This is a genomic window from Pseudomonas sp. LBUM1647 (assembly GCF_059716175.1).
The window spans coordinates 2,402,372-2,427,569 of record NZ_CP166809.1 but is presented as its reverse complement, the minus strand read 5'-3'; the positions used below and the strand labels follow the sequence as shown (position 1 = coordinate 2,427,569).

At 58.9% G+C, this 25,198-nt stretch carries 22 protein-coding genes; 13 read left to right on the top strand and 9 right to left on the bottom strand.

Annotated elements, in window-relative coordinates; translation table 11 throughout:
- Positions 1-12: 12 nt before the first annotated feature.
- Entirely contained in the window at positions 13-1,014 is a 1,002-nt protein-coding gene (locus tag ACA059_RS11020; protein WP_497633791.1) for a glutathione S-transferase family protein, read from the top strand.
- Between the two features lie 100 nt (positions 1,015-1,114).
- Here ACA059_RS11020 and cysG read toward each other — a convergent pair whose 3' ends face one another.
- From cysG to ACA059_RS10990, 6 genes are all read right to left on the bottom strand, one after another.
- Positions 1,115-2,509 (bottom strand): siroheme synthase CysG, encoded by a 1,395-nt coding sequence (gene cysG, locus ACA059_RS11015; protein WP_497633790.1) that lies wholly within the window; start codon positions 2,507-2,509, stop codon positions 1,115-1,117.
- Complete coding sequence (gene serS, locus ACA059_RS11010) at positions 2,510-3,790, bottom strand: serine--tRNA ligase (protein WP_497633789.1); 1,281 nt, start codon at positions 3,788-3,790, stop codon at positions 2,510-2,512.
- A gap of 15 nt (positions 3,791-3,805) precedes the next feature.
- Positions 3,806-4,180: a fluoride efflux transporter CrcB gene (gene crcB, locus ACA059_RS11005; RefSeq protein WP_497633788.1), complete on the bottom strand. Its 375-nt coding sequence runs from the start codon at positions 4,178-4,180 to the stop codon at positions 3,806-3,808.
- Entirely contained in the window at positions 4,181-5,503 is a 1,323-nt protein-coding gene (locus tag ACA059_RS11000) for a replication-associated recombination protein A (protein ID WP_027925133.1), read from the bottom strand.
- Positions 5,504-5,737: 234 nt separating this feature from the next.
- The gene (gene lolA / locus ACA059_RS10995; RefSeq protein ID WP_008154853.1) at positions 5,738-6,361 is read right to left on the bottom strand and encodes an outer membrane lipoprotein periplasmic chaperone LolA; all 624 of its coding nucleotides are present in this window, start codon (positions 6,359-6,361) and stop codon (positions 5,738-5,740) included.
- A gap of 65 nt (positions 6,362-6,426) precedes the next feature.
- A complete protein-coding gene (locus ACA059_RS10990) occupies positions 6,427-8,829 on the bottom strand; it encodes a DNA translocase FtsK (protein WP_129436899.1) in 2,403 nt (800 codons plus the stop codon).
- 307 nt (positions 8,830-9,136) lie between these two features.
- Here ACA059_RS10990 and trxB point away from each other — a divergent pair, with 307 nt between their 5' ends.
- The 4 genes from trxB (at position 9,137) to infA (ending at position 11,935) form a co-directional block, all read left to right on the top strand.
- The gene (trxB, locus tag ACA059_RS10985) at positions 9,137-10,096 is read left to right on the top strand and encodes a thioredoxin-disulfide reductase (protein WP_497633787.1); all 960 of its coding nucleotides are present in this window, start codon (positions 9,137-9,139) and stop codon (positions 10,094-10,096) included.
- Positions 10,097-10,160: 64 nt separating this feature from the next.
- Entirely contained in the window at positions 10,161-10,841 is a 681-nt protein-coding gene (aat, locus tag ACA059_RS10980; RefSeq protein WP_497633786.1) for a leucyl/phenylalanyl-tRNA--protein transferase, read from the top strand.
- Between the two features lie 56 nt (positions 10,842-10,897).
- Entirely contained in the window at positions 10,898-11,605 is a 708-nt protein-coding gene (locus tag ACA059_RS10975; RefSeq protein WP_497633785.1) for an arginyltransferase, read from the top strand.
- Positions 11,606-11,716: 111 nt separating this feature from the next.
- Complete coding sequence (infA, locus tag ACA059_RS10970; protein WP_002553999.1) at positions 11,717-11,935, top strand: translation initiation factor IF-1; 219 nt, start codon at positions 11,717-11,719, stop codon at positions 11,933-11,935.
- 234 nt (positions 11,936-12,169) lie between these two features.
- Here the strand turns inward: infA and clpA are convergent, their stop codons facing one another.
- Positions 12,170-14,440, bottom strand: coding sequence for an ATP-dependent Clp protease ATP-binding subunit ClpA (gene clpA, locus ACA059_RS10965; protein ID WP_497633784.1), 2,271 nt, complete (start codon positions 14,438-14,440; stop codon positions 12,170-12,172).
- Positions 14,441-14,470: 30 nt separating this feature from the next.
- The gene (gene clpS, locus ACA059_RS10960) at positions 14,471-14,833 is read right to left on the bottom strand and encodes an ATP-dependent Clp protease adapter ClpS (RefSeq protein WP_046032480.1); all 363 of its coding nucleotides are present in this window, start codon (positions 14,831-14,833) and stop codon (positions 14,471-14,473) included.
- A gap of 225 nt (positions 14,834-15,058) precedes the next feature.
- On the opposite strand from clpS, the gene cspD reads away from it, so the two are divergent.
- Positions 15,059-15,325: a cold shock domain-containing protein CspD gene (cspD, locus tag ACA059_RS10955; RefSeq protein WP_149630304.1), complete on the top strand. Its 267-nt coding sequence runs from the start codon at positions 15,059-15,061 to the stop codon at positions 15,323-15,325.
- 98 nt (positions 15,326-15,423) lie between these two features.
- On the opposite strand, the gene icd is transcribed toward cspD, so the two are convergent.
- Complete coding sequence (gene icd / locus ACA059_RS10950) at positions 15,424-16,680, bottom strand: NADP-dependent isocitrate dehydrogenase (protein ID WP_010458895.1); 1,257 nt, start codon at positions 16,678-16,680, stop codon at positions 15,424-15,426.
- A 496-nt stretch (positions 16,681-17,176) separates the two neighbouring features.
- Here icd and ACA059_RS10945 point away from each other — a divergent pair, with 496 nt between their 5' ends.
- The 7 genes from ACA059_RS10945 (at position 17,177) to ACA059_RS10915 (ending at position 25,046) form a co-directional block, all read left to right on the top strand.
- The gene (locus ACA059_RS10945) at positions 17,177-19,402 is read left to right on the top strand and encodes an NADP-dependent isocitrate dehydrogenase (protein ID WP_497633783.1); all 2,226 of its coding nucleotides are present in this window, start codon (positions 17,177-17,179) and stop codon (positions 19,400-19,402) included.
- Between the two features lie 201 nt (positions 19,403-19,603).
- Positions 19,604-20,050, top strand: a complete 447-nt coding sequence (locus tag ACA059_RS10940) for an NUDIX hydrolase (RefSeq protein WP_497633782.1) — start codon at positions 19,604-19,606, stop codon at positions 20,048-20,050.
- 59 nt (positions 20,051-20,109) lie between these two features.
- Positions 20,110-21,255 (top strand): tRNA 2-thiouridine(34) synthase MnmA, encoded by a 1,146-nt coding sequence (mnmA, locus tag ACA059_RS10935; RefSeq protein WP_497633781.1) that lies wholly within the window; start codon positions 20,110-20,112, stop codon positions 21,253-21,255.
- Positions 21,252-21,875 carry a high frequency lysogenization protein HflD gene (gene hflD / locus ACA059_RS10930; protein ID WP_497633780.1) on the top strand — a complete coding sequence of 208 codons (624 nt, stop codon included), beginning with the start codon at positions 21,252-21,254 and terminating at the stop codon, positions 21,873-21,875. Before mnmA ends, hflD begins: the two co-directional genes overlap by 4 nt.
- A 126-nt stretch (positions 21,876-22,001) precedes the next feature.
- A complete protein-coding gene (purB, locus tag ACA059_RS10925) occupies positions 22,002-23,372 on the top strand; it encodes an adenylosuccinate lyase (RefSeq protein WP_008146027.1) in 1,371 nt (456 codons plus the stop codon).
- A gap of 86 nt (positions 23,373-23,458) precedes the next feature.
- A complete protein-coding gene (locus tag ACA059_RS10920) occupies positions 23,459-24,628 on the top strand; it encodes a ribosomal protein uL16 3-hydroxylase (RefSeq protein WP_497633779.1) in 1,170 nt (389 codons plus the stop codon).
- A complete protein-coding gene (locus ACA059_RS10915) occupies positions 24,621-25,046 on the top strand; it encodes a GNAT family N-acetyltransferase (RefSeq protein ID WP_497633778.1) in 426 nt (141 codons plus the stop codon). The genes ACA059_RS10920 and ACA059_RS10915 overlap by 8 nt, the downstream gene beginning before the upstream one ends.
- Positions 25,047-25,198: the final 152 nt, after the last annotated feature.

Sequence of the window (25,198 nt, the reverse complement as noted above, 5' to 3'; positions counted from 1 at the left end):
GGAGTCTTGAACATGGGTTTGTTAGTTGAAGGTCGCTGGCATGACCAGTGGTACGAAAGCGGCAAGGACGGCACGTTCCAGCGTGAACAAGCGCAGCGTCGTAACTGGCTGACCGCCGACGGCAAGCCTGGCCCGACCGGTGTCGGTGGCTTTGCGGCCGAGGCCGGTCGTTATCACCTCTACGTGTCCCTCGCCTGTCCGTGGGCTCACCGCACGCTGATCCTGCGCAAACTCAAAGGACTCGAAAGCCTGATCGATGTGTCAGTGGTCAGTTGGCTGATGCTGGAAAACGGCTGGACCTTCGACCAGAACCTCGGATCGACCGGGGACAAGCTCGATCATTTCAATTTCATGCACCAGCGCTACACCGCCGATACCGCCAACTACACCGGCCGCGTCACCGTGCCGGTGCTCTGGGACAAACTGCAGAATCGCATCGTCAACAATGAATCGGCGGAGATCATCCGCATGTTCAATGGCGCCTTCGATGATTTGACGGGTAATGACCTGGACTTCTACCCGGCGCCGCTGCGGGGCGAGATCGACGCGCTGAACGAACGGATTTATCCGGCGGTGAACAATGGCGTGTACCGCGCAGGGTTTGCCACGTCGCAGCAGGCTTATGAAGAGGCGTTCGATGAGTTGTTCGAGGAGCTTGCTCGGCTGGAACATCTGTTGGGTGCCAATCGCTACCTGACGGGTGAATACCTGACCGAGGCTGATGTTCGGCTGTTCACCACGTTGATTCGCTTTGATGCCGTGTATCACGGGCACTTCAAGTGCAACCTGCGACGGATTGCCGATTATCCGAACCTGTCGAACTGGCTGCGGGAGATTTATCAGTGGCCGGGAATTGCCGAGACGGTGGATTTCGAACACATCAAAAATCACTACTACGGCAGCCACAAGACCATCAATCCGACCGGGATCGTGCCTAAAGGGCCGGCGCAGGACTTCACAGCGCCGCATGATCGGGAGCGGTTGAGCGGGAAAGGAGTTTGGCAGAAGCATTAAGATCAAAAGATCGCCGCCTTCGGCAGCTCCTACAGGATTACGCGATCCCCTGTAGGAGCTGCCGAAGGCTGCGATCTTTTTCCAACAAGCAACGCAGAACTCAGACCTGCGCCTGAGCGCCCTCGAACCACGCCAGTTTCTCGCGCAATTGCACCACTTCCCCAACGATCACCAGCGTCGGCGCATGCACTTCATGCTCCGCCACCAGACTTGGCAAATCGGCCAACGTGCCGGTAAACACCCGCTGATTGACCGTGGTGCCCTGCTGGATCAACGCCGCTGGCGTATCCGCTGCGCGACCATGCTTGATCAACTGTTCACAAATGATCGGCAAGCCCACTAGCCCCATGTAAAACACCAGGGTTTGCGCCGGCGCGACCAGGTCGGCCCACGGCAAATCGGTGGAACCGTCCTTCAAGTGCCCGGTGACAAAACGCACCGACTGCGCGTAGTCGCGGTGCGTCAGCGGAATTCCCGCATACGCCGCGCAACCGCTGGCCGCCGTAATACCCGGCACCACCTGGAACGGAATGCCATGGGCCGCCAGTTCTTCGATCTCTTCACCGCCGCGACCGAAGATGAACGGATCACCGCCCTTCAACCGCACGACCCGCTTGCCTTGCTTGGCCAAATCCACCAATTGCTGGTTGATCTGATCCTGCGGCACAGCGTGATCGGCGCGACGCTTGCCGACGTAAATCCGTTCGGCATCGCGACGGCACAAATCCAGAATCGCCGGCGCCACCAAGCGGTCATACAGCACCACATCGGCTTGCTGCATCAGACGCAAGGCACGGAAGGTCAGCAGGTCGGGATCACCCGGGCCGGCGCCCACCAGATAAACTTCGCCGGTGGCTACAGGCGCTTCGCCATTGATTTTCGCCAGCATCAAGCGCTCGGCTTCGGCGCCCTGCCCAGCCAGTTGTCGGTCGGCAATCGGACCCTGAAATACATCTTCCCAGAACGCCCGACGCTGCTGCACATCCGGGAACAGGTGTTTGACCTGGCTGCGAAACCGCGCTGCCAAGCCGGCCAGTTGACCGTAGGTGGAAGGAATCCAGGTTTCCAGTTTGGCGCGGATCAACCGCGCCAGCACCGGCGCGTCGCCACCGCTGGAGACCGCTACGATCAAAGGAGAACGGTCGACGATCGCCGGGAAGATCACGCTGCACAAGGCCGGCGCATCCACCACGTTGACCGGCACGCAACGCCGATGGGCATCAGCGGAAACTTGTGCGTTCAGCGGTTCGTCGTCGGTGGCGGCGATGATCAGCCCGCAACCGTCCAGGTCCGACTCAACGTAGCCTCGCACCAGACACTCGCCACCACTGCCGGCAACCAGTTCGCGCAGCTGCGGTTCGATTTCAGGTGCGACCACCCGCAGCAGCGCACCGGCTTCGGCCAGCAGGCGGGATTTGCGCAAGGCAATCTCCCCCCCGCCGACGACCAAGACACGACTGCCGCGAAGGTTATGGAACAGCGGCAGATAGTCCATTTAGCCGATAACCTCAAGGCCACCCATGTACGGTTTCAGCACGTCTGGCACACGGATCGAACCGTCGGCTTGCTGGTAGTTTTCCAGCACCGCCACCAGGGTACGACCGACCGCCAGGCCGGAACCGTTCAAGGTGTGAACCAGCTCAGGCTTGCCGGTTTCCGGGTTGCGGAAACGCGCTTGCATGCGACGGGCCTGGAAATCACCGCAGTTGGAGCACGACGAAATCTCGCGGTATTTGTCCTGGCTCGGGATCCACACTTCCAGGTCGTAGGTCTTGACCGCGCTGAAGCCCATGTCGCCGGTGCACAGCGCAATGGTGCGATAAGGCAGCTCGAGCAATTGCAGGACTTTTTCAGCGTTGGCAGTCAGGCCTTCCAGCGCTTCCATCGAAGTCGACGGCTCAACGATCTGGACCATTTCAACCTTGTCGAACTGGTGCTGACGGATCATGCCGCGCGTATCGCGACCCGAGGCACCCGCCTCACTGCGGAAGCACGGAGTGTGGGCGACGAACTTGATCGGCAGCAGTTTCGAATCGACGATTTCACCAGCGACGATGTTGGTCAGCGACACTTCAGCGGTCGGGATCAGGTACAGATCGGCTTCGCCTTCGCGAGTGATCTTGAACAGGTCTTCTTCGAACTTCGGCAGCTGACCCGTGCCTTGCAGCGCCGGCGCTTGAACCAGATAAGGCGTGTACGCCTCTTCGTAACCGTGTTCGCTGGTGTGCAAGTTGATCATGAACTGCGCCAGGGCGCGGTGCATACGAGCAATCGGGCCGCGCAACAGGGCGAAACGGGCGCCGGACAGCTTGGCGGCGGTTTCGAAGTCCAGCCAGCCGAACTTCTCGCCCAGGGCGACGTGGTCCTGAATCGGGAAATCGAACGCGGTCGGGGTGCCCCAGCGGCGCACTTCGACGTTGCCGTCTTCGTCATCACCGATCGGTACGGATTCGTGCGGCAGGTTCGGGATGCCGAGCAGGATTGAATCCAGATCGGTCTGAATCCCATCCAGCTCGACTTTACCGTCACTCAACTCGTTCGCCATGCGCTCGACGTCAGCCATCAGCGGTGCGATGTCTTCGCCGCGCTGCTTGGCCTGGCCGATGGATTTGGAGCGCGCATTACGTTCTGCCTGCAGTGCTTCGGTGCGGGTCTGGACGGTCTTGCGCTGTTCTTCCAGCGCTTCGATGCGCGCAACATCCAGCGTGTAGCCACGGGATGCCAGGCGGTCCGCTACGTCCTGAAGGTTGCTACGTAACAGTTTGGAATCGAGCATGTCGGTCTCTCGTTATCAAAGTTTGGTCAAGGACAGGCCAGCCCAGGTAGCGAGCAGCCCGCCGAATACGCTGATGGCAGCATAGACAATAGCCAGCGGCATTTGCCCGGTTTCCAGCAGACGCACCGTATCCAGTGAAAAGGATGAAAAAGTCGTCAGCCCCCCGAGGAAGCCGACCATCAACCCGGCGCGCACCTCGATCGGCACCTCCGGGCGTATCAAAAACAGACCGTATAGAACGCCGATCAGCAAACAGCCGACGATATTAACGGCCAGCGTCGCGGTATAGAAGTGCCGCGGCCAATTAGCGTTGACCCAATTGCCGGTGGCAAAGCGCAACAGTGTCCCGGCGATACCGCCAACGGAGACCGCAATGACCAAAGGAATCACTTATTTTCTCCGCTGCCGGGGGCTTAGACGGTCAAGTTGCGCGAGGTGATTGAGCTTTTCACCGATCTTCAGCTCCAGGCCACGGGGCACGGGCTGATAGAACGGTTGTGGCTCAAGTTCTTCCGGGAAATAGTCTTCGCCAGCGGCATAGGCGTCAGGCTCATCGTGGGCGTAACGGTATTCATCGCCGTAACCCAATTGCTTCATCAGCTTGGTCGGCGCGTTGCGCAGGTGCAGCGGCACTTCCAGCGAGCCGTGCTCGGTGGCGCTGCGCATGGCCGCTTTGAAACCCATGTACACCGCATTGCTTTTCGGCGCGCAAGCCAGATAGGTGATGGCCTGAGCCACCGCCAGTTCGCCTTCGGGACTGCCGAGGCGCTCTTGCACTTCCCACGCCGCCAGGCACAGGCTCAAGGCGCGCGGGTCGGCGTTGCCGATGTCTTCGCTGGCCATGCGCACCACGCGCCGGGCCAGGTACAACGGATCGCAACCGCCGTCGATCATCCGCGCAAACCAATACAGCGCACCATCGGGGTTGGAGCCGCGCACGGATTTATGCAGCGCAGAGATCTGGTCGTAAAACGCTTCGCCGCCCTTGTCGAAACGCCGACGGGTATCACCGAGCAGACTTTGCAGCAGATCGACGCCGATCTCGCTGTTGTCTTCAGCCAGGTCCGAGGCGTTTTCCAGCAGGTTGAGCAGACGCCGGCCATCACCATCGGCGGCCGACAGCAGCATCTGGAAACCTTCATCGCTGAGGGTCAGTTGCCGCTTGCCCAAGCCACGCTCTTCAGTCAGCGCGCGATGCACCAGTTTGCGCAGTGCCGCTTCATCGAGGCTTTTGAGCACGTAGACGCGGGCTCGGGAGAGCAACGCATTGTTGAGTTCGAACGAGGGGTTTTCAGTGGTTGCACCGATGAAAATCAGCGTGCCGTCTTCGACGTACGGCAGGAACGCATCCTGCTGGGACTTGTTGAAGCGGTGCACTTCATCGACGAACAGGATGGTCCGCTTGCCGTACTGCCCGGCCTGTTGCTTGGCGATTTCCACCGCCTGACGGATTTCCTTCACGCCGGCCAGTACCGCCGAAACCGTTTCGAAGTGCGCATCCGAGACTTCCGCCAGCAGCCGCGCCAGGGTGGTCTTGCCCACACCCGGCGGGCCCCAGAAAATCATCGAGTGCAGGGCACCCTGCTCCAAGGCTTCGCGCAAAGGCTTGCCGCGAGCGAGCAGGTGTTCCTGACCGACGTACTCGTCCAGATTGGCCGCACGCAAACGGGCGGCCAAGGGCTGAGCAATCGGGGCACTGCGAAACAGGTCCATCACTACTTGCGAAACCTCGGGTTAATACGACTCTCTAAAGCCTGCTGGAAACCTGTGGGGAGGGGATTTAGCGAAACGTCGCACCGCCCCGTTGGGCCGCGAAGCCGCCCCAAAATCTACTAATGCGGTGTATCAGGAGTACCGCATGCAATGGTTTCTCGACTGCTGCGCAGCCGAACGGGGATAAATCCCCTCGCCACAAAAGCTCACTCCCACAGGTTCTATGTACTGCTCTTATTCCTGGATCACATCGGCACCCTTCGGGATGTCGAACTTGAACTTGGATGCCGGGATCGGCTCGTTGGCCTTCACGCCGGTGAACAGGATGTTGGTGCGCTGACCGACGCTGTCGATCATCTGCATGTCATTGACCAAACCGTTACGGAACGACAGGCGCAGGCTGTCGAACAGGGTGTCCTTGGTTTTCGGCTTCAAGGTGAAGTCGATCACGCCACCGGCTTCCTTGGCGCTGATGTCGAAGCTCTGGCTGATCTTGGACACGTCACCGGACAGCAGCAACGCCGGGGTCTGGGTCAGGCGCTGATCGAGGTTCTTGATGGTGGCCTGCTCCAGGTCCGGATCCCACAACGTCACCTTCTTGCCGTCGGAGACCATCGTTTGTTCGGCCGGCGCGTTGGTGTGCCAGTAAAACAAGCCAGGACGCTGCAAGGACATTTCACCCGCGGTTTCCTGCAACTGGGTGCCGCTGCCGTCGAGGGTCAGCTGGGAGAAACGCGCGGTCAGGGTCTGGGATTTTTCCAGCAATTGGGTCAGACGCGCCACGTCCTTGTCATCGGCGTGGGCCGAGAGCGTGGTCAAAGCCAAAACCGGCAGCAACAGCATGCGGATAAGACGCATGGGAGTCCTCATAACATTCGTGGGGGGGCGATAGCGCGTCATTACGCCACCGCGTCTCAATCAATTCAGTCGCGTACCGGGCCCGGAGCCAGGACTTCACGCGAACCGTTGGTGTTCATGGACGTCACGACCCCGGCCATTTCCATGGCTTCGATCATGCGTGCGGCGCGGTTGTAGCCGATTTTCAGCTTGCGCTGAACCGCAGAGATGGACGCGCGACGGCTTTCCAGTACGAACTGCACCGCTTCATCGTAGAGCGCGTCGGATTCACTGTCTTCGTCGCCACCGCTGCCGCCTTCAAAGCCACTACCCGGCTCTTCGACACCGGCGAGAATCTCGTCGTTGTATTCCGGCGCGCCGCGCAGTTTCCAGGCTTCGACCACCCGGTGAACTTCGTCATCGGACACAAAGGCACCGTGGACACGAATCGGCAGACTGGTGCCCGGCGGCATGTAAAGCATGTCACCGTGGCCCAACAGTTGTTCGGCGCCGCCCTGATCGATGATGGTCCGGGAGTCGATCTTGCTCGACACCTGGAACGCCATACGCGTCGGAATGTTGGCCTTGATCAGACCGGTGATCACGTCAACCGACGGACGCTGGGTCGCGAGAATCAAGTGGATACCGGCCGCACGCGCCTTCTGGGCGATACGGGCGATCAGTTCTTCAACCTTCTTGCCGACGATCATCATCATGTCGGCGAATTCGTCCACCACCACCACGATGGTCGGCAGCTTGGTCAGCAGCGGCGCTTCGTCGTGAATGCTTTCGCGCTTGTACAACGGATCGGTCAACGGCGTACCGGCGTCCTGGGCTTCCTTGACCTTGGCATTGAAGCCCGACAGGTTACGCACGCCCATTTTCGCCATCAGTTTGTAGCGACGCTCCATCTCCGCCACACTCCAGCGCAGGGCGTTGGCGGCGTCCTTCATGTCGGTCACGACCGGGCACAACAGGTGCGGAATGCCTTCGTAGATCGACAGCTCAAGCATTTTCGGGTCGATCATGATCAGCTTGGCGTCTTCCGGGCCGGACTTGAACAGGATCGACAGGATCATCGCGTTCACGCCCACCGATTTACCGGAACCGGTCGTACCGGCTACCAGCAAATGAGGCATTTTCGCCAGGTCGGTGATGACCGGCTTGCCACCAATGTCGTGACCCAGGGCCAAAGTAACCGGCGACTTGAAGTTGTCGTACTCGGGGGTCGACAGCACTTCGGAGAAGCGCACGATCTGGCGGTCTTCGTTAGGGATCTCGATACCGACGGTGGTCTTGCCCGGAATGACTTCCACCACACGCACGCTGGTCACGGCCAGGGAACGGGCCAGATCTTTCGCCAGATTGGAGATGCGGCTGACCTTGACGCCGGCCGCAGGCTGGATTTCGTAACGGGTAATCACCGGGCCCGGGTGAATCGAATCCACCGAAACCTCGACGCCGAATTCCTTGAGCTTGATTTCCAGCAAGTGGCCAACCGCAGCCAGGGATTCAGGCGAGTAATTGAGTTGTTTCTTTTCTGCCGGGTCGAGAATCGAGATCGGCGGCAAGGTGCCTTCGACGGCGCTGTCAACGAACAACGGCGCCTGTTTCTCTTTTTCCACGCGCTTGCTGGGCGCCGCTGGCTTGGGCGGCGCAGGGGCAATCACCGGCGGCACCTGCTTCTCGCGGTCCGACATGTGCTTGCTCAGGGCCTGCTCACGTTCGATCAGGCGTTCCTTGACCTTGGCTTGCTCGCGTTTGTCGGTGACGGTCGGCGCGACCAAGTCATGCACGCGATCATCGACTTCACGCAACTGCGCAACCAATTGTTTGCGCTCGACACGGGCCGCCCACCAGCGATTGGCCGCGCCCTGGAACAATTCGAACAGGTCGAGGGTGATCTTGCCGGTGAGGTCCATCACTTTGAACCACGACAGGTCGGTGAACACCGTCAGGCCGAACAGGAACAACGCGATGAACAACAGTGTACTGCCCTGGATATTCAGGGCGTTCCTGGCCAGATCACCGAGGCTTTCGCCCAAAGCGCCGCCAGCGCCGGCCGGCAGACCGGTCGCGGCGTGGAAATGAATATGGGCCAGGGCCGCGCCCGAGAGCACCAAAAACACCAGGCCGATCAGGCGCCAGGAGAACAGCCAGCCGCTCCACTCCCACTGCTCGTGGCGTTGGCGGAAGATTTGATAAGCCTTGATCGCCAGCAACAGCGGGAAGATGTAGGCGAAGTAACCCAACACCATGAACAGGATATCGGCGCTGTAGGAGCCGACCGGTCCGCCGAAGTTCTGCACATCGTCGATCTTGCTGTTATGGCTCCAGCCCGGATCGTCCTTACCGTAGGTCAACAAGGCCATCATCAGGAACAGGCACAAGCCGCCGATGGCGATCAATGCACCTTCCTTGAGCCGGTAGTGCAATTGCTGGCGCCAGAGCGGAACGACTGTTTTTGGTGCTGCGGTGGATTTCTTCAAAACGCTTCTTTTCCTGCGCCTGTGGCGCGTCCATCTGTTGAATGACTATAAAAAACTGCCCAATCCAGGCAGGTAAAAAAGTTAACAGGCGTAACTGGGACTACTTTTAACACTACGCTCCGGTTTTTATAAACACGGCGCGTACCGCTTATTTTATTACAAGCACTGTAACAGGCAGGCATTGTACGGGTTTGTTCGTCCGATGCCATGCTTGAAACCCAAGGTGTAGCATAGCCAACAGCACATTACTCGCGGTTCAATTTGAGCATGCATTCTCTTTTGTGACAAAGGCTTATGAGGTGTTTTTATGAGCGAAGCGAAGCATTCCCGCCTGATCATTCTGGGTTCCGGCCCTGCCGGTTACAGCGCAGCCGTTTATGCCGCCCGCGCCAACCTCAATCCCGTTGTCATTACCGGCATACAGGCAGGTGGCCAGCTCACCACCACCGTCGAAGTCGACAACTGGCCCGGTGATGTCGAAGGTCTCACCGGCCCGGTGCTGATGGAACGCATGCAAAAACACGCCGAGCGCTTTCATACAGAGATCGTCTACGACCACATCCACACCGCCAAGTTGCAACAGCGCCCGTTCGAACTTATCGGCGACGGTGGCACTTACACCTGTGACGCGCTGATTATCGCCACCGGCGCCTCGGCGCAATACCTGGGGCTGCCATCGGAAGAGACATTTGCCGGCAGAGGGGTTTCGGCTTGCGCGACGTGCGACGGTTTCTTCTACCGCAATCAGGTGGTCGCAGTCGTTGGCGGCGGCAATACGGCGGTTGAAGAAGCGCTGTACCTGTCGAACATCGCCAAGGAAGTTCATCTGATTCACCGCCGCGACAAGTTGCGCTCGGAGAAGATTCTTCAGGACAAGCTCTTCGAAAAAGCCGCCAAAGGCAATATCCGCCTGCACTGGAACCAGAATCTGGATGAAGTGCTGGGTGATGCCAGCGGTGTGACCGGCGCCCGCCTGCGGGACAGCCACACTGGCGAAACCAGTGAATTGCCGCTGACCGGCGTGTTCATCGCTATTGGCCACAAACCCAACACCGACCTGTTCGAGGGTCAGCTGAAAATGCGTGACGGCTACCTGCTGGTCAAGGGCGGCAGCGAAGGCGACGCTACCAGCACCGAAATCCCGGGCGTGTTTGCCGCCGGTGACGTGGCCGATCACGTTTACCGCCAGGCCGTGACGTCTGCCGGGGCCGGCTGCATGGCCGCGCTGGACGCCGAGAAGTATCTCGACGACATTCCAGTCGTTTGACGGCACACTTCACGGTGGGCCCACCCGCCCACCACTGCCCTCCCCTTCTGCAAGCCCGGATGCCATGCTGACTTGGTTACAACGCAATACCCTGACCTTCCCGCCCCTGGAAAAAGCCATGCGCGATCCCAACGGGCTGTTGGCCGCGGGCGGGGATCTGTCCGCCGATCGCCTGATTCAGGCCTATCGCCACGGCTGTTTTCCGTGGTTTTCGGAAGGCCAGCCAATTCTCTGGTGGTCGCCGGATCCACGCACCGTACTGTTTCCCGACGAACTGCATGTCTCGCGCAGCCTGAACAAACTGCTGCGCCAGCAACGCTATCAAGTGACCTTTGATCAGGATTTTGCCGCGGTCATCTGCGCTTGCGCCGCGCCACGGGATTACGCCGACGGGACCTGGATCACAGAAGCCATGCAGAACGCCTACCTCGAACTGCACAGGCGTGGCTACGCCCATTCGGTGGAAGTCTGGGACCAGGGCGAACTGGTCGGCGGGCTCTATGGCCTGGCGATGGGTCAGCTGTTTTTCGGCGAGTCCATGTTCAGCCGCGCCGATAACGCCTCGAAATATGGCTTTGCCACACTGGTCCGACATCTGAAAGACTCAGGCTTTGTACTGATCGACTGCCAGATGCCGACCGACCATCTGCACAGCCTCGGCGCCCGAGCGATTCCCCGCCGCGAGTTTGCCGACTACCTTGCGCAGCATCTGGACCGGCCCAGCAGCGCCACCTGGGTTTGCTGAGCGACTTTTGCGCCAGTGGCTTACACTTATTCAAAAGCTTATCCCGAGGGTTGATCATGACCGAGTTGGCGCGTTTGAAGTTCTATGCCACTCAGCCCCACTCTTGCAGTTATCTGCCCGAGGAGCAGGCCACGACCCTGTTTCTCGATCCTAGTCAGCCCATGGATGTGCATGTCTATGCAGACCTGTCTGAAATGGGTTTCCGTCGTAGCGGCGATCATCTTTACCGGCCTCATTGCCAGAATTGCAATGCGTGCGTACCGGCGCGCATCCCTGTGGCGCAATTTTCGCCCAACCGCCAGCAGAAACGCATCTTCAAACGCAACGTCGACCTGCAGGTGCGCCCTGCCAAGCCGCAATTCAGCGAAGAGTATTTCGACCTTTATCAGCGGTATATCGAACAGCGTCACGCCGATGGCGATATGTACCCGCCGAGTCGCGATCAGTTTGCGACGTTCCTGGTACGTGACCTGCCGTTTTCCCGATTCTACGAATTCCGCCTCGAAGGACGACTGGTGGCAGTGGCCGTCACCGACTTGCTGCCGAACGGTCTGTCGGCCGTTTACACCTTCTACGAGCCCGCGGAAGAACGCCGCAGCCTGGGGCGTTATGCGATTCTCTGGCAAATCGCCGAGGCTCAGCGTCTGGGGCTGGAAGCCGTCTATCTGGGCTATTGGATCAAAAACTGCAAAAAGATGAGTTACAAGACTCAATATCGCCCTATCGAACTGCTGATTAATCAGCGCTGGGTCATCCTGAACTAGAGCAAGCCGTAAACCCCTTGGCTTAAACCCCATTTTTCGGGCACAATGCACGCCGCTTTTGCCTGGCGCAGTTGCACCGGGCCATTCATTGGACACCGAGGGCTTTACTGCATGTCGAAAGAAGACAGCTTCGAAATGGAAGGCACTGTCGTCGACACCCTGCCCAACACCATGTTTCGTGTGGAGTTGGAAAATGGGCACGTCGTAACCGCGCATATTTCCGGCAAGATGCGCAAGAATTACATTCGTATTCTTACCGGTGACAAAGTGCGCGTCGAGCTGACGCCCTATGACTTGAGCAAAGGGCGCATCACTTACCGCGCTCGCTAATCAAGTCAATACAAAACGCCCGGTTTATGCCGGGCGTTTTTGTTTGCCTGGGATTTAACGACCCGCGCAACCTGCTTGCGTAGGAACTGCCGAAGGCTGCGATCTTTTGATTTTGCTTTTAAAGCGAATATCAAAAGATCGCAGCCTTCGGCAGCTCCTACCAGGGGATCGGCGCACATCTGGCGGACAGCAAAAAGGCGCCTTTCGGCGCCTTTTGCTTTCTTGCGATAACTGTCAGGCCATTTCAGCCGTGGTCTCGAAATCGAAGGTCAGCTCGCCGTCCTTGAGATCGATGTGAACCACACCACCATGGTCGGCCAGTTCGCCAAAGAGAATCTCTTCCGCCAGCGGACGCTTGATCTTGTCCTGAATCAAACGCGCCATTGGTCGAGCGCCCATTGCCGTGTCGTAGCCGCTTTCTGCCAACCAGGTGCGCGCCGCGTCCGTCACTTCCAGCTGCACGCGCTTGTCTTCCAGCTGCGCCTGAAGCTCGGTAAGGAACTTGTCCACCACGCTTTTGATGACCTCATGGCTGAGGCGACCAAACTGGATAATGGTGTCCAGACGGTTGCGGAACTCTGGCGTGAAGCTCTTCTTGATCACTTCCATCGCATCGGACGAGTGGTCCTGATGGGTGAAACCGATCGAAGCGCGAGCTGCCGTTTCGGCACCGGCGTTGGTCGTCATGATGACGATCACGTTACGGAAGTCCGCCTTGCGCCCGTTGTTATCGGTCAGCGTACCGTGGTCCATCACCTGCAGTAGCAGGTTGAAGACTTCCGGATGCGCCTTCTCGATCTCATCGAGCAACAGCACGCAGTGAGGCTGCTTGGTGATGGCTTCGGTCAGCAGACCGCCCTGGTCGAACCCGACATAGCCTGGAGGCGCACCGATCAGACGCGATACGGTGTGGCGCTCCATGTACTCGGACATGTCGAAGCGAACCAGTTCGATGCCCAACGCCTTGGCCAGCTGACGCGCCGCTTCGGTTTTACCGACACCGGTCGGCCCTGCGAACAGGAACGAACCGACAGGCTTGTCAGGCGACTTGAGGCCGGCACGGGACAGTTTGATCGCGGTCGAGAGTGAGTCGATTGCGGCATCCTGGCCAAATACTGTCAGCTTCAGGTCACGCTCAAGGTTACGCAGCAGCTCTCTGTCGGAGCTGTTGACGTGCTTAGGCGGAATCCGCGCGATTTTCGCAACGATGTCCTCGACTTGAGGCACTTCGATGCGTTTCACGCGCTTCTCGATCGGTTGCAGGCGCTGGTAGGCACCCGCCTCGTCGATGACGTCGATGGCCTTGTCCGGCATGTGCCGGTCATTGATGTAGCGTGAGGCCAACTCAGCCGCCGCACGCAGGGCTTCATCGCTGTATTCAATGCCGTGGTGCGTTTCGAAACGCCCTTTCAAGCCGCGCAGGATGCTGATGGTGTCTTCTACCGAAGGCTCCGACACATCGACCTTCTGGAAGCGTCGTGCCAAGGCACGATCCTTCTCGAAGATCCCGCGAAATTCCTGGAACGTGGTCGAACCTATGCAGCGGATATCACCCGACGACAACAGCGGTTTGAGCAGGTTCGAGGCATCCATGACGCCACCCGATGCGGCACCTGCACCGATAATGGTGTGGATTTCGTCGATGAACAGGATCGCCTGCGGACGTTTTTTCAGCTCATTGAGTAACGCCTTGAAGCGTTTCTCGAAATCGCCGCGGTACTTGGTTCCGGCCAGCAAGGCGCCCAGATCGAGGGAATACACCACGCTGTTGGCCAGCAAGTCCGGCACCTGGTTGTCGACAATGCGCTTGGCCAGGCCTTCGGCAATCGCGGTTTTACCCACGCCTGCTTCGCCCACCAACAGCGGATTGTTTTTGCGACGACGCGCCAGGATCTGTGCGACGCGCTCGACTTCCAGCTCACGACCTACCAATGGATCGATACGACCCTGGCGCGCAAGTTCGTTGAGGTTGCTGGCATAAGCATCCAGAGGATTGCCTGAAGATGAAGACTCACCGCCCTCGTCGTCCTGCATATCTTGCTCACCTTCAGAGTGATCGCCATGCCCCGGCACTTTGGAAATGCCGTGTGCGATGTAGTTGACGACATCGATGCGCGCAACGCTCTGCTGTTTCAGCAGGAACACTGCCTGACTCTCTTGCTCACTGAAGATCGCGACCAGTACGTTGGCGCCAGTCACTTCGCGTTTGCCCGAGCTCTGTACGTGAAAGACAGCACGTTGCAGAACACGCTGGAAGCCCAGGGTTGGCTGGGTCTCACGATCCTCGTCATGAACGGGGATCAATGGCGTGGTGGAGTCGATGAACTCCTGCAGATCGTGCTTGAGTTTGTCGAGGTTTGCGCCGCAGGCACGCAAAACGGTGGCGGCAGCCTCATTGTCCAATAGGGCCAGCAGGAGGTGTTCGACGGTCATGAATTCATGACGTTTCGATCGAGCCTCCTTGAAGGCAAGATTGAGGGTGACTTCGAGCTCGCGGTTTAACATAGCTTCACCTCATACCCAAGTGGTCGGCGATTAACCGTCCTTCTCGATTTCACAGAGTAGCGGATGCTGGCTTTCCCTGGCGTACTGGTTGACCTGCATGGCCTTAGTCTCGGCGATGTCGCGGGTAAACACTCCACATACTGCCCGTCCTTCTGTGTGGACGGCCAGCATGACCTTGGTCGCCAGCTCGCGATTCAGGTTAAAAAACACCTCGAGCACTTCGACGACGAAATCCATCGGTGTGTAGTCATCATTAAACAAAACCACCTTGTACATCGGCGGCGCCTGTAAAGCAGGCTTTGCCTCCTGAACAGCAATGCCTGCGGAATCGTCGTCGTGTGAATCAGGGCGATCCTGATTGAATGTTAGTCGAATCTGGCTGATTGCATGCATGGAAAGAAAGGTTCGTCAGTTGTGCGAATACAGTGGTGGGGGCGGCCATCGTCGATTTCAACTCCGACTGCCCGGTCACCTTGACTATCGGGAAAACGGTGTTACAACCAATAGAGCCCACAGTGGGTAAAAAAGGTCCGCGGAGTCAATCTTATTTCCAGGAAATGACTGCGGATGAACTGGATGATACTCCAGTGATGGAGTCTGTTGCAGAGGGATATGGGTATGTCAGGTGTCAAGGTCAGCGGCAAGGTCAAATGGTTCAACAATGCCAAGGGTTACGGCTTCATCAATGAGGAAGGCAAGAGCGAAGATCTGTTCGCCCACTACTCGGCCATCCAGATGGACGGTTATAAAACCCTGAAAGCCGGGCAAGCCGTCGTCTTTGAGATCATTCAGGGCCCAAAAGGCCTGCATGCCGTGAACATCAGCGCGCCTGTTGATGCTCAGGCAGTCACCGCTCCCGCTGGTGAACAGACCGTTACGGCCTGAGATCGCACTTACCATCCAGTCATAAAAAAGCCGCCCGACTCAATCACTTGAGTCGGGCGGCTTTTTTTAGGCTTGAGAGTGTATTGCCTGGATTTCGCTTACATGTGCGAAATCAGCGCATCACCGAACGCAGACGAAGACAGCAGTTTCGCGCCTTCCATCAAACGGTGGAAGTCATAGGTCACGGTCTTGGCGGAAATCGCGCCGTTGGTGCCTTTGATGATCAGATCAGCTGCTTCGGTCCAGCCCATGTGACGCAGCATCATCTCTGCGGACAGGATCAGGGAGCCCGGGTTGACCTGGTCCTTGCCAGCGTACTTCGGCGCAGTACCGTGGGTCGCTTCGAACATCGCAATGGTGTCGGACAGGTTGGCACCCGGTGCGATACCGATACCGCCCACTTCGGCCGCCAGGGCGTCGGAGAGGTAGTCGCCGTTCAGGTTCAGGGTCGCGATCACATCGTATTCGGCCGGGCGCAGCAGGATCTGCTGGAGCATGGCGTCGGCGATGGCATCTTTGACGATAACGTTCTTGCCGGTTTTCGGGTTTTTGAACTGCATCCACGGACCGCCATCGAGCAGGGTCGCGCCGAACTCTTCAGCCGCTACTTCGTAGGCCCATTCCTTGAAGGCACCTTCGGTGAACTTCATGATGTTGCCTTTGTGCACGATTGTCAGCGAGTCGCGGTCGTTGTCGACCACATACTGCAGAGCTTTTCGCGCCAGACGCTTGGTGCCTTGCAGCGAAACCGGCTTGATGCCGATACCGCAGTTTTCGTCGAAACGGATCTTGGTAACGCCCATTTCATCTTTAAGGAACTTGATGACTTTGGTCGCTTCCGGCGAACCGGCTTTCCACTCGATACCGGCGTAGATGTCTTCCGAGTTCTCACGGAAGATCGTCATGTCGACGTCGCCTGGCTTCTTGACCGGGCTAGGCACGCCTTCGAACCAGCGCACAGGGCGCAGGCAGACATAAAGGTCGAGTTGCTGACGCAGGGCCACGTTCAGGGAACGGATGCCGCCACCGACCGGGGTGGTCAGAGGGCCCTTGATGGAAACCACGTAATCTTTAACTGCGTCCAGGGTTTCCTGGGGTAGCCAGGTGTCCTGGTCGTAAACCTGAGTCGCTTTCTCCCCGGCGTAGACTTCCATCCAGGAAATTTTGCGCTCGCCGCCGTAAGCCTTCTTAACAGCAGCATCGACAACCTTGATCATGACCGGGCTGATATCAACGCCAATACCATCACCTTCGATGAAGGGGATGATCGGGTTGTTAGGAACATTGAGAGAATGGTCCGCGTTGACGGTGATTTTGTCGCCGACTGCTGGAACCTGAATCTTCTTGTATCCCATGCTGAACTCCATTGTTTGGATTGAACATCTGGCTTCGTTCGAGCGTACCCCAGTTAAATCGGCACGCAAACCCTATGTTCCAACCATCTGCCGCAAAGCTGCACAGTTCGCGACGTACAAGCCTGAAAGCAAAGGGAAAAGCGCCAAACTCAAGCACGGTGCAAGACTCTACGCCCCACTCGCCCCTGCGACCTTTAGACCAATGGACGAGAATCGTTGCATATGAACCATCGGCAGATTGCCAGCTACCTATGTATAATGCAGCCCGCTGACCACAGAGTCACGACGGCCGACTGCTCTACTACGAGACCCACGGCCCGAAAAAGCCGGACTGTTACCGCAGTCCACCCGCTTGACGCTCGACTGATGCACCCAACATCACCGCGAAGAAATCTCGACATTCGGCTCATGGATGACTTTGAACGAACGCGCTTACCCGGCGCCCCTCGAGTTTTTCTGCGCACGCTTTAGCAAAGAAGAGAGAGTTAATCCGAATATGCCCACCCGCTCGAAGATCATCTATACCTTCACCGACGAAGCTCCCGCCCTCGCCACCTATTCACTGCTGCCTATCGTAGAGGCCTTCACCGCCTCCGCTGATATCGCCGTGGAAACCCGCGATATCTCTCTTGCAGGGCGCATCCTGGCCAGCTTCCCCGAGCAATTGGGTGACAAAGCCGTAGCCGACCACCTCGCCGAACTGGGCGACCTGGCCGTTACGCCTGAAGCCAACATCATCAAGTTGCCGAACATCAGCGCCTCGGTTCCGCAACTGCAAGCCGCGATCAAGGAACTGCAAGCCCAGGGCTTCGGACTGCCTGACTACCCGGAAACCGTGACCAGCGACGCCGACAAGCTCGCCAAGTCGCGTTACGACAAGATCAAGGGCAGCGCCGTGAACCCGGTTCTGCGCGAAGGCAACTCCGATCGTCGTGCACCGCTGTCGGTCAAGAACTATGCTCGCAAGCACCCGCACAAAATGGGCGCCTGGGCTGCGGACTCCAAGTCCCACGTCGCGCACATGAGCACCGGCGATTTCTACGGTAGCGAAAAAGCTGCCCTGATCGACGCCGCTGACGCCGTCAAAATCGAACTGATCGCTCAAGACGGCACCACCACCGTCCTGAAAGAAAAAACCACCGTGCAAGCCGGTGAGATCCTCGATTGCGCAGTCATGAGCAAAAACGCTCTGCGCAGCTTCATCGCTGCCGAGATCGAAGACGCCAAGCAAAAAGGCGTGCTGCTGTCGGTTCACCTCAAAGCCACCATGATGAAGGTCTCCGACCCGATCATGTTCGGCCAGATCGTTGCCGAGTTCTATAAAGACGCACTGGCCAAGCACGCTGATGTGCTGGCGCAGATCGGCTTCAACCTGAACAACGGCATCGGCGATCTGTACGCTCGCATCAAAGCCCTGCCGGCTGAGCAGCAAGCGCAGATCGAAGCGGACATCCAGGCGGTTTACGCCGCTCGTCCGTCGTTGGCCATGGTCAACTCCGATAAAGGCATCACCAACCTGCACGTGCCGAGCGACGTTATCGTCGACGCCTCGATGCCAGCGATGATCCGTGACTCCGGCAAAATGTGGGGCACCGACGGTCAGCTGCACGACACCAAGGCTGTGATCCCGGATCGCTGCTACGCCACCATCTACCAGGCGGTGATCGAAGACTGCAAGCTGCACGGCGCTTTCGATCCAACCACCATGGGCAGCGTGCCAAACGTTGGCCTGATGGCGAAAAAAGCCGAAGAGTACGGCTCTCACGACAAGACTTTCCAGATCAAGGCCAACGGCGTAGTTCGGGTTTCCGACGGCGCTGGCCGCATGCTGCTAGAACAGTCGGTTGAAGCCGGCGACATCTTCCGCATGTGCCAGACCAAAGACGCGCCGATCCAGGACTGGGTCAAACTGGCCGTCAACCGTGCTCGCGCAAGCGCAACTCCAGCGATCTTCTGGCTGGACCCAATGCGCGCCCACGACGGTGTAGTGATCGAGAAAGTTCAGGCTTACCTGAAGGATCACGACACGTCCGGCCTGGACATCCGCATCATGTCGCCAGTCGACGCGATGGCCTTCACCCTGGGCCGCACTCGCGAAGGCAAGGACACCATCTCGGTGACCGGCAACGTACTGCGCGACTACCTGACTGACCTGTTCCCGATCATGGAACTGGGCACCAGCGCCAAGATGCTGTCGATCGTTCCGCTGATGAATGGCGGCGGTCTGTTCGAAACCGGCGCTGGCGGTTCGGCACCGAAGCACGTTCAGCAGCTGCTGGAAGAAAACTTCCTGCGCTGGGATTCCCTGGGTGAGTTCCTGGCCCTGGCCGCTTCCCTTGAGCACCTGGGTGTTACCTACAACAACCCTAAAGCGCTGGTGCTGGCCAAGACCCTGGATCAGGCCACAGGCCAGTTCCTGGACAACAACAAGTCGCCATCGCGTAAAGTCGGCAACATCGACAACCGCGGCAGCCACTTCTACCTGGCGCTGTACTGGGCTCAAGCCCTGGCTGCCCAGACCGAAGACTCTGCACTGCAAGCGCAGTTTGGCCAACTGGCCAAAACCCTGACCGAGAACGAAGCAACCATCGTTGCCGAGCTCAACGCCGTTCAGGGCAAGCCAGTGGACATCGGCGGTTACTACCACGCCAATGCCGAGCTGATCAGCAAGGCCATGCGCCCGAGCAACACCTTCAACGCCGCGATCGCTGCGCTGGTTTAAGGTTGTAAGGGAACATCACAAACCCCGGCCTCGTGCCGGGGTTTGTGTTTGCGGCCTTCACACCGACCCAATGTGGGAGCGAGCTTGCTCGCGATAGCGGTTTATCATTCAACCCTGATATTGACTGACCCACCGCTATCGCGAGCAAGCTCGCTCCCACAGGGTTTCAATGTTCCAATATTCAACATTTGAGGAAGCTTCATGGATTGGCTACCCCACATCACCGTCGCCACCATCGTCGAAGACAACGGCCGCTTCCTGATGGTCGAAGAATCCAAGGGCGGACGAACGGTGCTCAACCAACCCGCCGGTCACCTCGACCCAGACGAAACCCTGATCGAAGCCGCCGTGCGTGAAACCCTCGAAGAAACCGGCTGGGACGTCGAGCCGACCGGCGTGGTGGGCATTTACCTCTACACAGCCCCGAGCAACGGCGTGACTTACCAGCGGGTCTGCTTCACCGCAAAACCGCTGAAACATCACCCCGACTATCAGCTGGACGACGGTATCGTCGGCGCAAAATGGCTGACGCGTGACGAACTGCTGGCACAGCGCGCAAACTGGCGCAGTGAGCTGATCATCCGCTGTATTGATGATTATCTGGACGGCAAACGCTTCGGCCTCGAACTGATCCGCCCTTCTCTTTAGCCTTGCGGGCTTCGGCCTGTTAGAATCGCGTCCTTTTTCAAGACACTCATTGAATCCCTATGCGTGATCCAGCCCCTTCTGACACACAAAAGAAGCGCGTCATTGTCGGCATGTCCGGCGGCGTGGACTCTTCCGTTTCCGCTCTCCTGCTGATCGAGCAGGGTTATGAGGTGGAAGGCCTGTTCATGAAGAACTGGGAAGAAGACGATGGAACGGAATACTGCACCGCCATGGATGACCTGGCGGACGCTCAGGCTGTGTGCGACAAGATTGGCATCAAGCTGCACACCGCCAACTTCGCCGCCGAGTACTGGGACAACGTGTTCGAGCACTTCCTGGCCGAATACAAGGCCGGTCGCACGCCGAACCCGGACATCCTGTGCAACCGCGAGATCAAGTTCAAGGCGTTCCTCGACTACGCCATGATGCTCGGCGCCGACCTGATCGCCACCGGTCACTACGTGCGTCGCCGTGACATCGACGGTCGCACCGAGCTGCTCAAGGGCCTGGATCCGAACAAGGACCAGAGCTACTTCCTGCACGCCGTCGGCGGCGAACAGATCGCCAAGACCCTGTTCCCGGTCGGCGAGCTGGAAAAACCCGAAGTGCGCGCGATTGCCGAGAAACACGAACTCGCCACCGCGAAGAAAAAGGATTCCACCGGGATCTGCTTTATCGGCGAGCGCCGCTTCAGCGACTTCCTCAAACAATACCTGCCGGCCCAGCCAGGCGAGATCAAGACCACCGAAGGTGAAGTTATCGGCCGTCACCACGGCTTGATGTATCACACTATCGGCCAGCGTCAGGGCCTGGGCATTGGCGGCTTGAAAGACGCTAGTGACGAGCCTTGGTACGTGCTGATCAAAGACCTGGAACACAACGAATTGATCGTTGGCCAGGGCAACGACCATCCGTATCTATTCTCCCGCGCCCTGCTCGCTTCAGACATCTATTGGGTCAACCCGATCGACTTGAGCGAACCGCGCCGGCTGACCGCTAAAGTCCGCTATCGCCAAAGCGACCAGCCATGCACGCTGGAAAAAACTGCCACCGGCTACCGCGCGACCTTCGATGACCCGCAACGCGCGGTCACCCCAGGCCAGTCCGTGGTGTTCTACGACGGTGAAATCTGCCTCGGCGGCGGCGTGATTGAAGTCGCGGAGCCGTGGACCAGCAAAGTCACGGCTCAAGGCGAGCAGCAATGAACCCGACTCAGGAGCAACTGACAGCACTGGGCGGCGTGTTCCTCGCCGCCGTGTTGGTCGACAAGATCGCCAAGACCGGCCAGACCGCCGAAGCCGGCCTGACGTGCATGCTCGGCAGCCTGCTGATTCGCGACCCCAAAGACACCCTGGAAGTGTACGGCGGCGACGACATCAATCTGCGTGAAGGTTACCGCGCATTGATCGGCGCCCTGGAACGCGACCCAAGCACCCTTCAGCGCGAACCGCTGCGCTATGCGCTGGCGATGCTCGGGCTGGAGCGCCAGCTGGCCAAACGCAACGATATGCTGGACGTAATCGGCAAGCGTCTGCCGCAGATTCAGTCCCAGGTCGAGCACTTCGGCCCGGCGCACGAAAACGTCATTGCTGCCTGCGGTGCGTTGTACCAGGACACCCTGAGCACCCTGCGCCAGCGAATTCAGGTCCATGGCGACATGCGCAACCTGCAACAACCGAGTAACGCTTCGAAGATCCGCGCCCTGTTGCTGGCCGGGATTCGATCGGCGCGCCTGTGGCGGCAGCTGGGCGGTCATCGCTGGCAGCTGGTGATCAGCCGTCGCAAGTTGCTGAAAGAGCTTTACCCGCTGATGCGCAGCAGCTGAACCGCGCCCGCAATACCTTTTGTAATTTGTAACGCGTAAGACGCTGGTCAGTTGGCAACGGACCGACGGATTTTTTCATGTATGATACGCGCCCCATTTCGTTGCCCGACTGTCCGAGAACACCCCATGCAGCTTTCTTCGCTCACTGCGGTTTCCCCTGTTGACGGCCGCTACGCCGGCAAAACCCAGGCCCTGCGCCCAATTTTCAGCGAATACGGCCTGATCCGTGCTCGCGTTCTGGTTGAAGTGCGCTGGCTCCAGCGCCTGGCCGCTCACCCTGGCATCAGCGAAGTGCCGGCGTTCTCCGCCGAAGCCAACGCTGTGCTGAACACCCTGGCGGAAAACTTCGCTCTGGAGCACGCTGAGCGTGTCAAAGAGATCGAGCGCACCACCAATCACGACGTCAAAGCCATCGAGTACCTGCTCAAAGAGCAAGCGGCCAAGCTGCCGGAACTGGCCGCTGTCAGCGAATTCATCCACTTTGCCTGCACCAGCGAGGACATCAACAACCTGTCCCACGCCCTGATGCTGCGCGAAGGCCGTGATGACGTGATGCTGCCGCTGATGCGCCAGACCTGCGACGCCATCCGCGAACTGGCCATCCGTTTCGCTGACGTGCCAATGCTGTCGCGCACCCATGGTCAACCGGCTTCGCCGACCACCCTGGGCAAAGAGCTGGCGAACGTGGTTTACCGTCTGGAGCGTCAAATCGCTCAGGTCGCTGCCGTTCCGCTGCTGGGCAAGATCAACGGCGCTGTCGGCAACTACAACGCTCACCTGTCGGCCTACCCTGAGATCGATTGGGAAGAGAACGCCCGCGCCTTTATCGAAGACGAGCTGGGCCTGGGCTTCAACCCGTACACCACGCAGATCGAACCACACGACTACATCGCCGAGCTGTTCGACGCGATCGCGCGCTTCAACACCATCCTGATCGACTTCGACCGCGACATCTGGGGCTACATCTCCCTGGGGTATTTCAAGCAGCGCACCATCGCTGGCGAAATCGGTTCATCGACCATGCCGCACAAGGTCAACCCGATCGACTTCGAAAACTCCGAAGGCAACCTGGGCATCGCCAACGCACTGTTCCAGCATTTGGCGAGCAAGCTGCCGATCTCCCGCTGGCAGCGTGACCTGACTGACTCCACCGTACTGCGCAACCTCGGTGTCGGCTTCGCCCACAGCGTGATCGCGTACGAAGCCAGCCTCAAGGGCATCAGCAAACTGGAGCTCAACGCTCAGAAGATTGCTGCCGACCTGGACGCGTGCTGGGAAGTATTGGCCGAGCCAATCCAGACCGTGATGCGCCGCTACAACATCGAAAACCCGTACGAAAAGCTGAAAGAGTTGACCCGTGGCAAGGGCATCAGCCCTGAAGCGCTGCAAACTTTCATCGACGGTCTGGACATGCCAGCGGCTGCCAAGGCCGAGCTGAAATTGCTCACCCCGGCGAACTACATCGGCAACGCTGTAGAGCAAGCCAAACGCATCTGATCGACCGTTTTACCCTTTTGAGACGCCCGGCAGCGCCGGGCGTTTTTATTCCCGTCTGAAAAGTGCATTTTTTCAATAGGTTACACATGAATCCTGATATTCCTCTTCAACTTCTGGGTGGCATCACGGCGCGCGAATTCCTGCGCGACTACTGGCAGAAAAAACCGCTGCTGATCCGCCAGGCGATCCCTGATTTCGAAAGCCCGATCGATCCTGACGAACTGGCCGGACTGGCGCTGGAAGAAGAAGTTGAATCGCGCCTGGTGATCGAGCACGGCGAGCGTCCATGGGAATTGCGCCGCGGCCCGTTCGCCGAAGACGAATTCAGCAAACTGCCGGAAACCGAGTGGACCCTGCTGGTTCAAGCAGTCGACCAGTTCGTGCCAGAAGTCGGCGAACTGCTGGAGAACTTCCGCTTCCTGCCGAGCTGGCGCGTTGACGATGTGATGATCAGCTTCGCTGCTCCGGGCGGTAGCGTCGGCCCGCACTTCGATAACTACGATGTGTTCCTGCTGCAAGGTCACGGCAAGCGCAACTGGAAAATCGGTCAGATGTGCGATTCCGAGAGCAAGCTTCTGCCACACGCGGACCTGCGCATCCTCGCCGAATTCGAAGCCACCGATGAGTGGGTTCTGGAGCCGGGTGACATGCTCTACCTGCCGCCGCGCCTGGCCCATTGCGGCGTTGCGATTGATGACTGCATGACCTACTCGGTCGGCTTCCGCGCCCCGAGCGCTTCTGAAGTGCTGACTCATTTCACCGACTTCCTTAGCCAGTTCCTGACCGACGAAGAGCGCTACACCGATGCCGACGCCCTGCCGGCGGTCGATCCACACCAGATTCAGCACGACGCCCTTGATCGCCTGAAAGCGTTGCTGGCCGAGCACATGAGCGATGAGCGCCTGCTGCTGACCTGGTTCGGCCAGTACATGACCGAGCCGCGCTACCCGGAACTGGTCGTCGGCCCCGAAGAAGTCGAAGAAGAAGACTTCCTCGCGAGCCTGGAACAGGGCGCCGTGCTGATTCGCAACCCGAGCGCGCGCATGGCCTGGTCCGAAGTCGATGACGACCTGCTGTTGTTCGCCAGCGGCCAGAGCCGTTACCTGCCGGGCAAACTGCGCGAGCTGCTGAAGCTGATCTGCGCCGCTGACGCCCTGCACACCGACAACCTCGGCGACTGGCTGAACGACGAAGACGGTCGCGGCTTGCTGTGCGAACTGGTCAAGCAAGGAAGCCTGGGGTTTGCTGATGAATAAAATTCACGTACGTGTCGCAGACTGGCAAAAGGACAACGCCGAGATCCGGCGCATTCGTGAGACGGTGTTCATCGCCGGGCAATCCGTTCCGCCCGAGCTGGAATGGGATGCCGATGACGCAACGGCGGTGCATTTTCTGGCCTTCGAAGGCGACTTTCCGATTGGCACCGCCCGCCTGCTGCCCGACGGCCACGTCGGCCGGGTGTCGGTACTGAAAGACTGGCGCGGATTGAAAGTCGGCGATGCGCTGATGCAAGCGGTGATCGGTGAAGCCGAGAAGCGCGGACTGAAGCAGCAGATGCTGAGCGCACAGGTACAAGCCACGGCGTTCTATGAGCGCTTGGGCTTTAGCCTGGTCAGTGAAGAATTCCTGGAAGCAGGCATTCCGCATGTGGACATGGTGCGGCACTCGGCCTGATACCTGTGGTGGGGGATTAATCTGTGGCGAGGGGATTTATCCCCGTTGGGTCGCGAAGCGACCCCAAAATCTCTAACCACAGCGCATCAGGTGTACCGCATCCGACGTTTTGACGACTGCTGCGCAGCTGAACGGGGATAAATCCCCTCGCC

Coding starts and splice junctions, on each gene's coding strand:
- serS (WP_497633789.1), bottom strand. CDS start 3,790: ATGCTCGATTCCAAACTGTTACGTAGCAACCTTCAGGACGTAGCGGAC.
- ACA059_RS10915 (WP_497633778.1), top strand. CDS start 24,621: ATGAATAAAATTCACGTACGTGTCGCAGACTGGCAAAAGGACAACGCC.
- icd (WP_010458895.1), bottom strand. CDS start 16,680: ATGGGATACAAGAAGATTCAGGTTCCAGCAGTCGGCGACAAAATCACC.
- hflD (WP_497633780.1), top strand. CDS start 21,252: ATGAACCCGACTCAGGAGCAACTGACAGCACTGGGCGGCGTGTTCCTC.
- ACA059_RS10940 (WP_497633782.1), top strand. CDS start 19,604: ATGGATTGGCTACCCCACATCACCGTCGCCACCATCGTCGAAGACAAC.
- aat (WP_497633786.1), top strand. CDS start 10,161: ATGCTGACTTGGTTACAACGCAATACCCTGACCTTCCCGCCCCTGGAA.
- cspD (WP_149630304.1), top strand. CDS start 15,059: ATGTCAGGTGTCAAGGTCAGCGGCAAGGTCAAATGGTTCAACAATGCC.
- mnmA (WP_497633781.1), top strand. CDS start 20,110: ATGCGTGATCCAGCCCCTTCTGACACACAAAAGAAGCGCGTCATTGTC.
- infA (WP_002553999.1), top strand. CDS start 11,717: ATGTCGAAAGAAGACAGCTTCGAAATGGAAGGCACTGTCGTCGACACC.
- ACA059_RS11000 (WP_027925133.1), bottom strand. CDS start 5,503: ATGGACCTGTTTCGCAGTGCCCCGATTGCTCAGCCCTTGGCCGCCCGT.
- ACA059_RS11020 (WP_497633791.1), top strand. CDS start 13: ATGGGTTTGTTAGTTGAAGGTCGCTGGCATGACCAGTGGTACGAAAGC.
- purB (WP_008146027.1), top strand. CDS start 22,002: ATGCAGCTTTCTTCGCTCACTGCGGTTTCCCCTGTTGACGGCCGCTAC.
- cysG (WP_497633790.1), bottom strand. CDS start 2,509: ATGGACTATCTGCCGCTGTTCCATAACCTTCGCGGCAGTCGTGTCTTG.
- lolA (WP_008154853.1), bottom strand. CDS start 6,361: ATGCGTCTTATCCGCATGCTGTTGCTGCCGGTTTTGGCTTTGACCACG.
- trxB (WP_497633787.1), top strand. CDS start 9,137: ATGAGCGAAGCGAAGCATTCCCGCCTGATCATTCTGGGTTCCGGCCCT.
- clpA (WP_497633784.1), bottom strand. CDS start 14,440: ATGTTAAACCGCGAGCTCGAAGTCACCCTCAATCTTGCCTTCAAGGAG.
- ACA059_RS10945 (WP_497633783.1), top strand. CDS start 17,177: ATGCCCACCCGCTCGAAGATCATCTATACCTTCACCGACGAAGCTCCC.
- ACA059_RS10920 (WP_497633779.1), top strand. CDS start 23,459: ATGAATCCTGATATTCCTCTTCAACTTCTGGGTGGCATCACGGCGCGC.
- clpS (WP_046032480.1), bottom strand. CDS start 14,833: ATGCATGCAATCAGCCAGATTCGACTAACATTCAATCAGGATCGCCCT.
- ACA059_RS10975 (WP_497633785.1), top strand. CDS start 10,898: ATGACCGAGTTGGCGCGTTTGAAGTTCTATGCCACTCAGCCCCACTCT.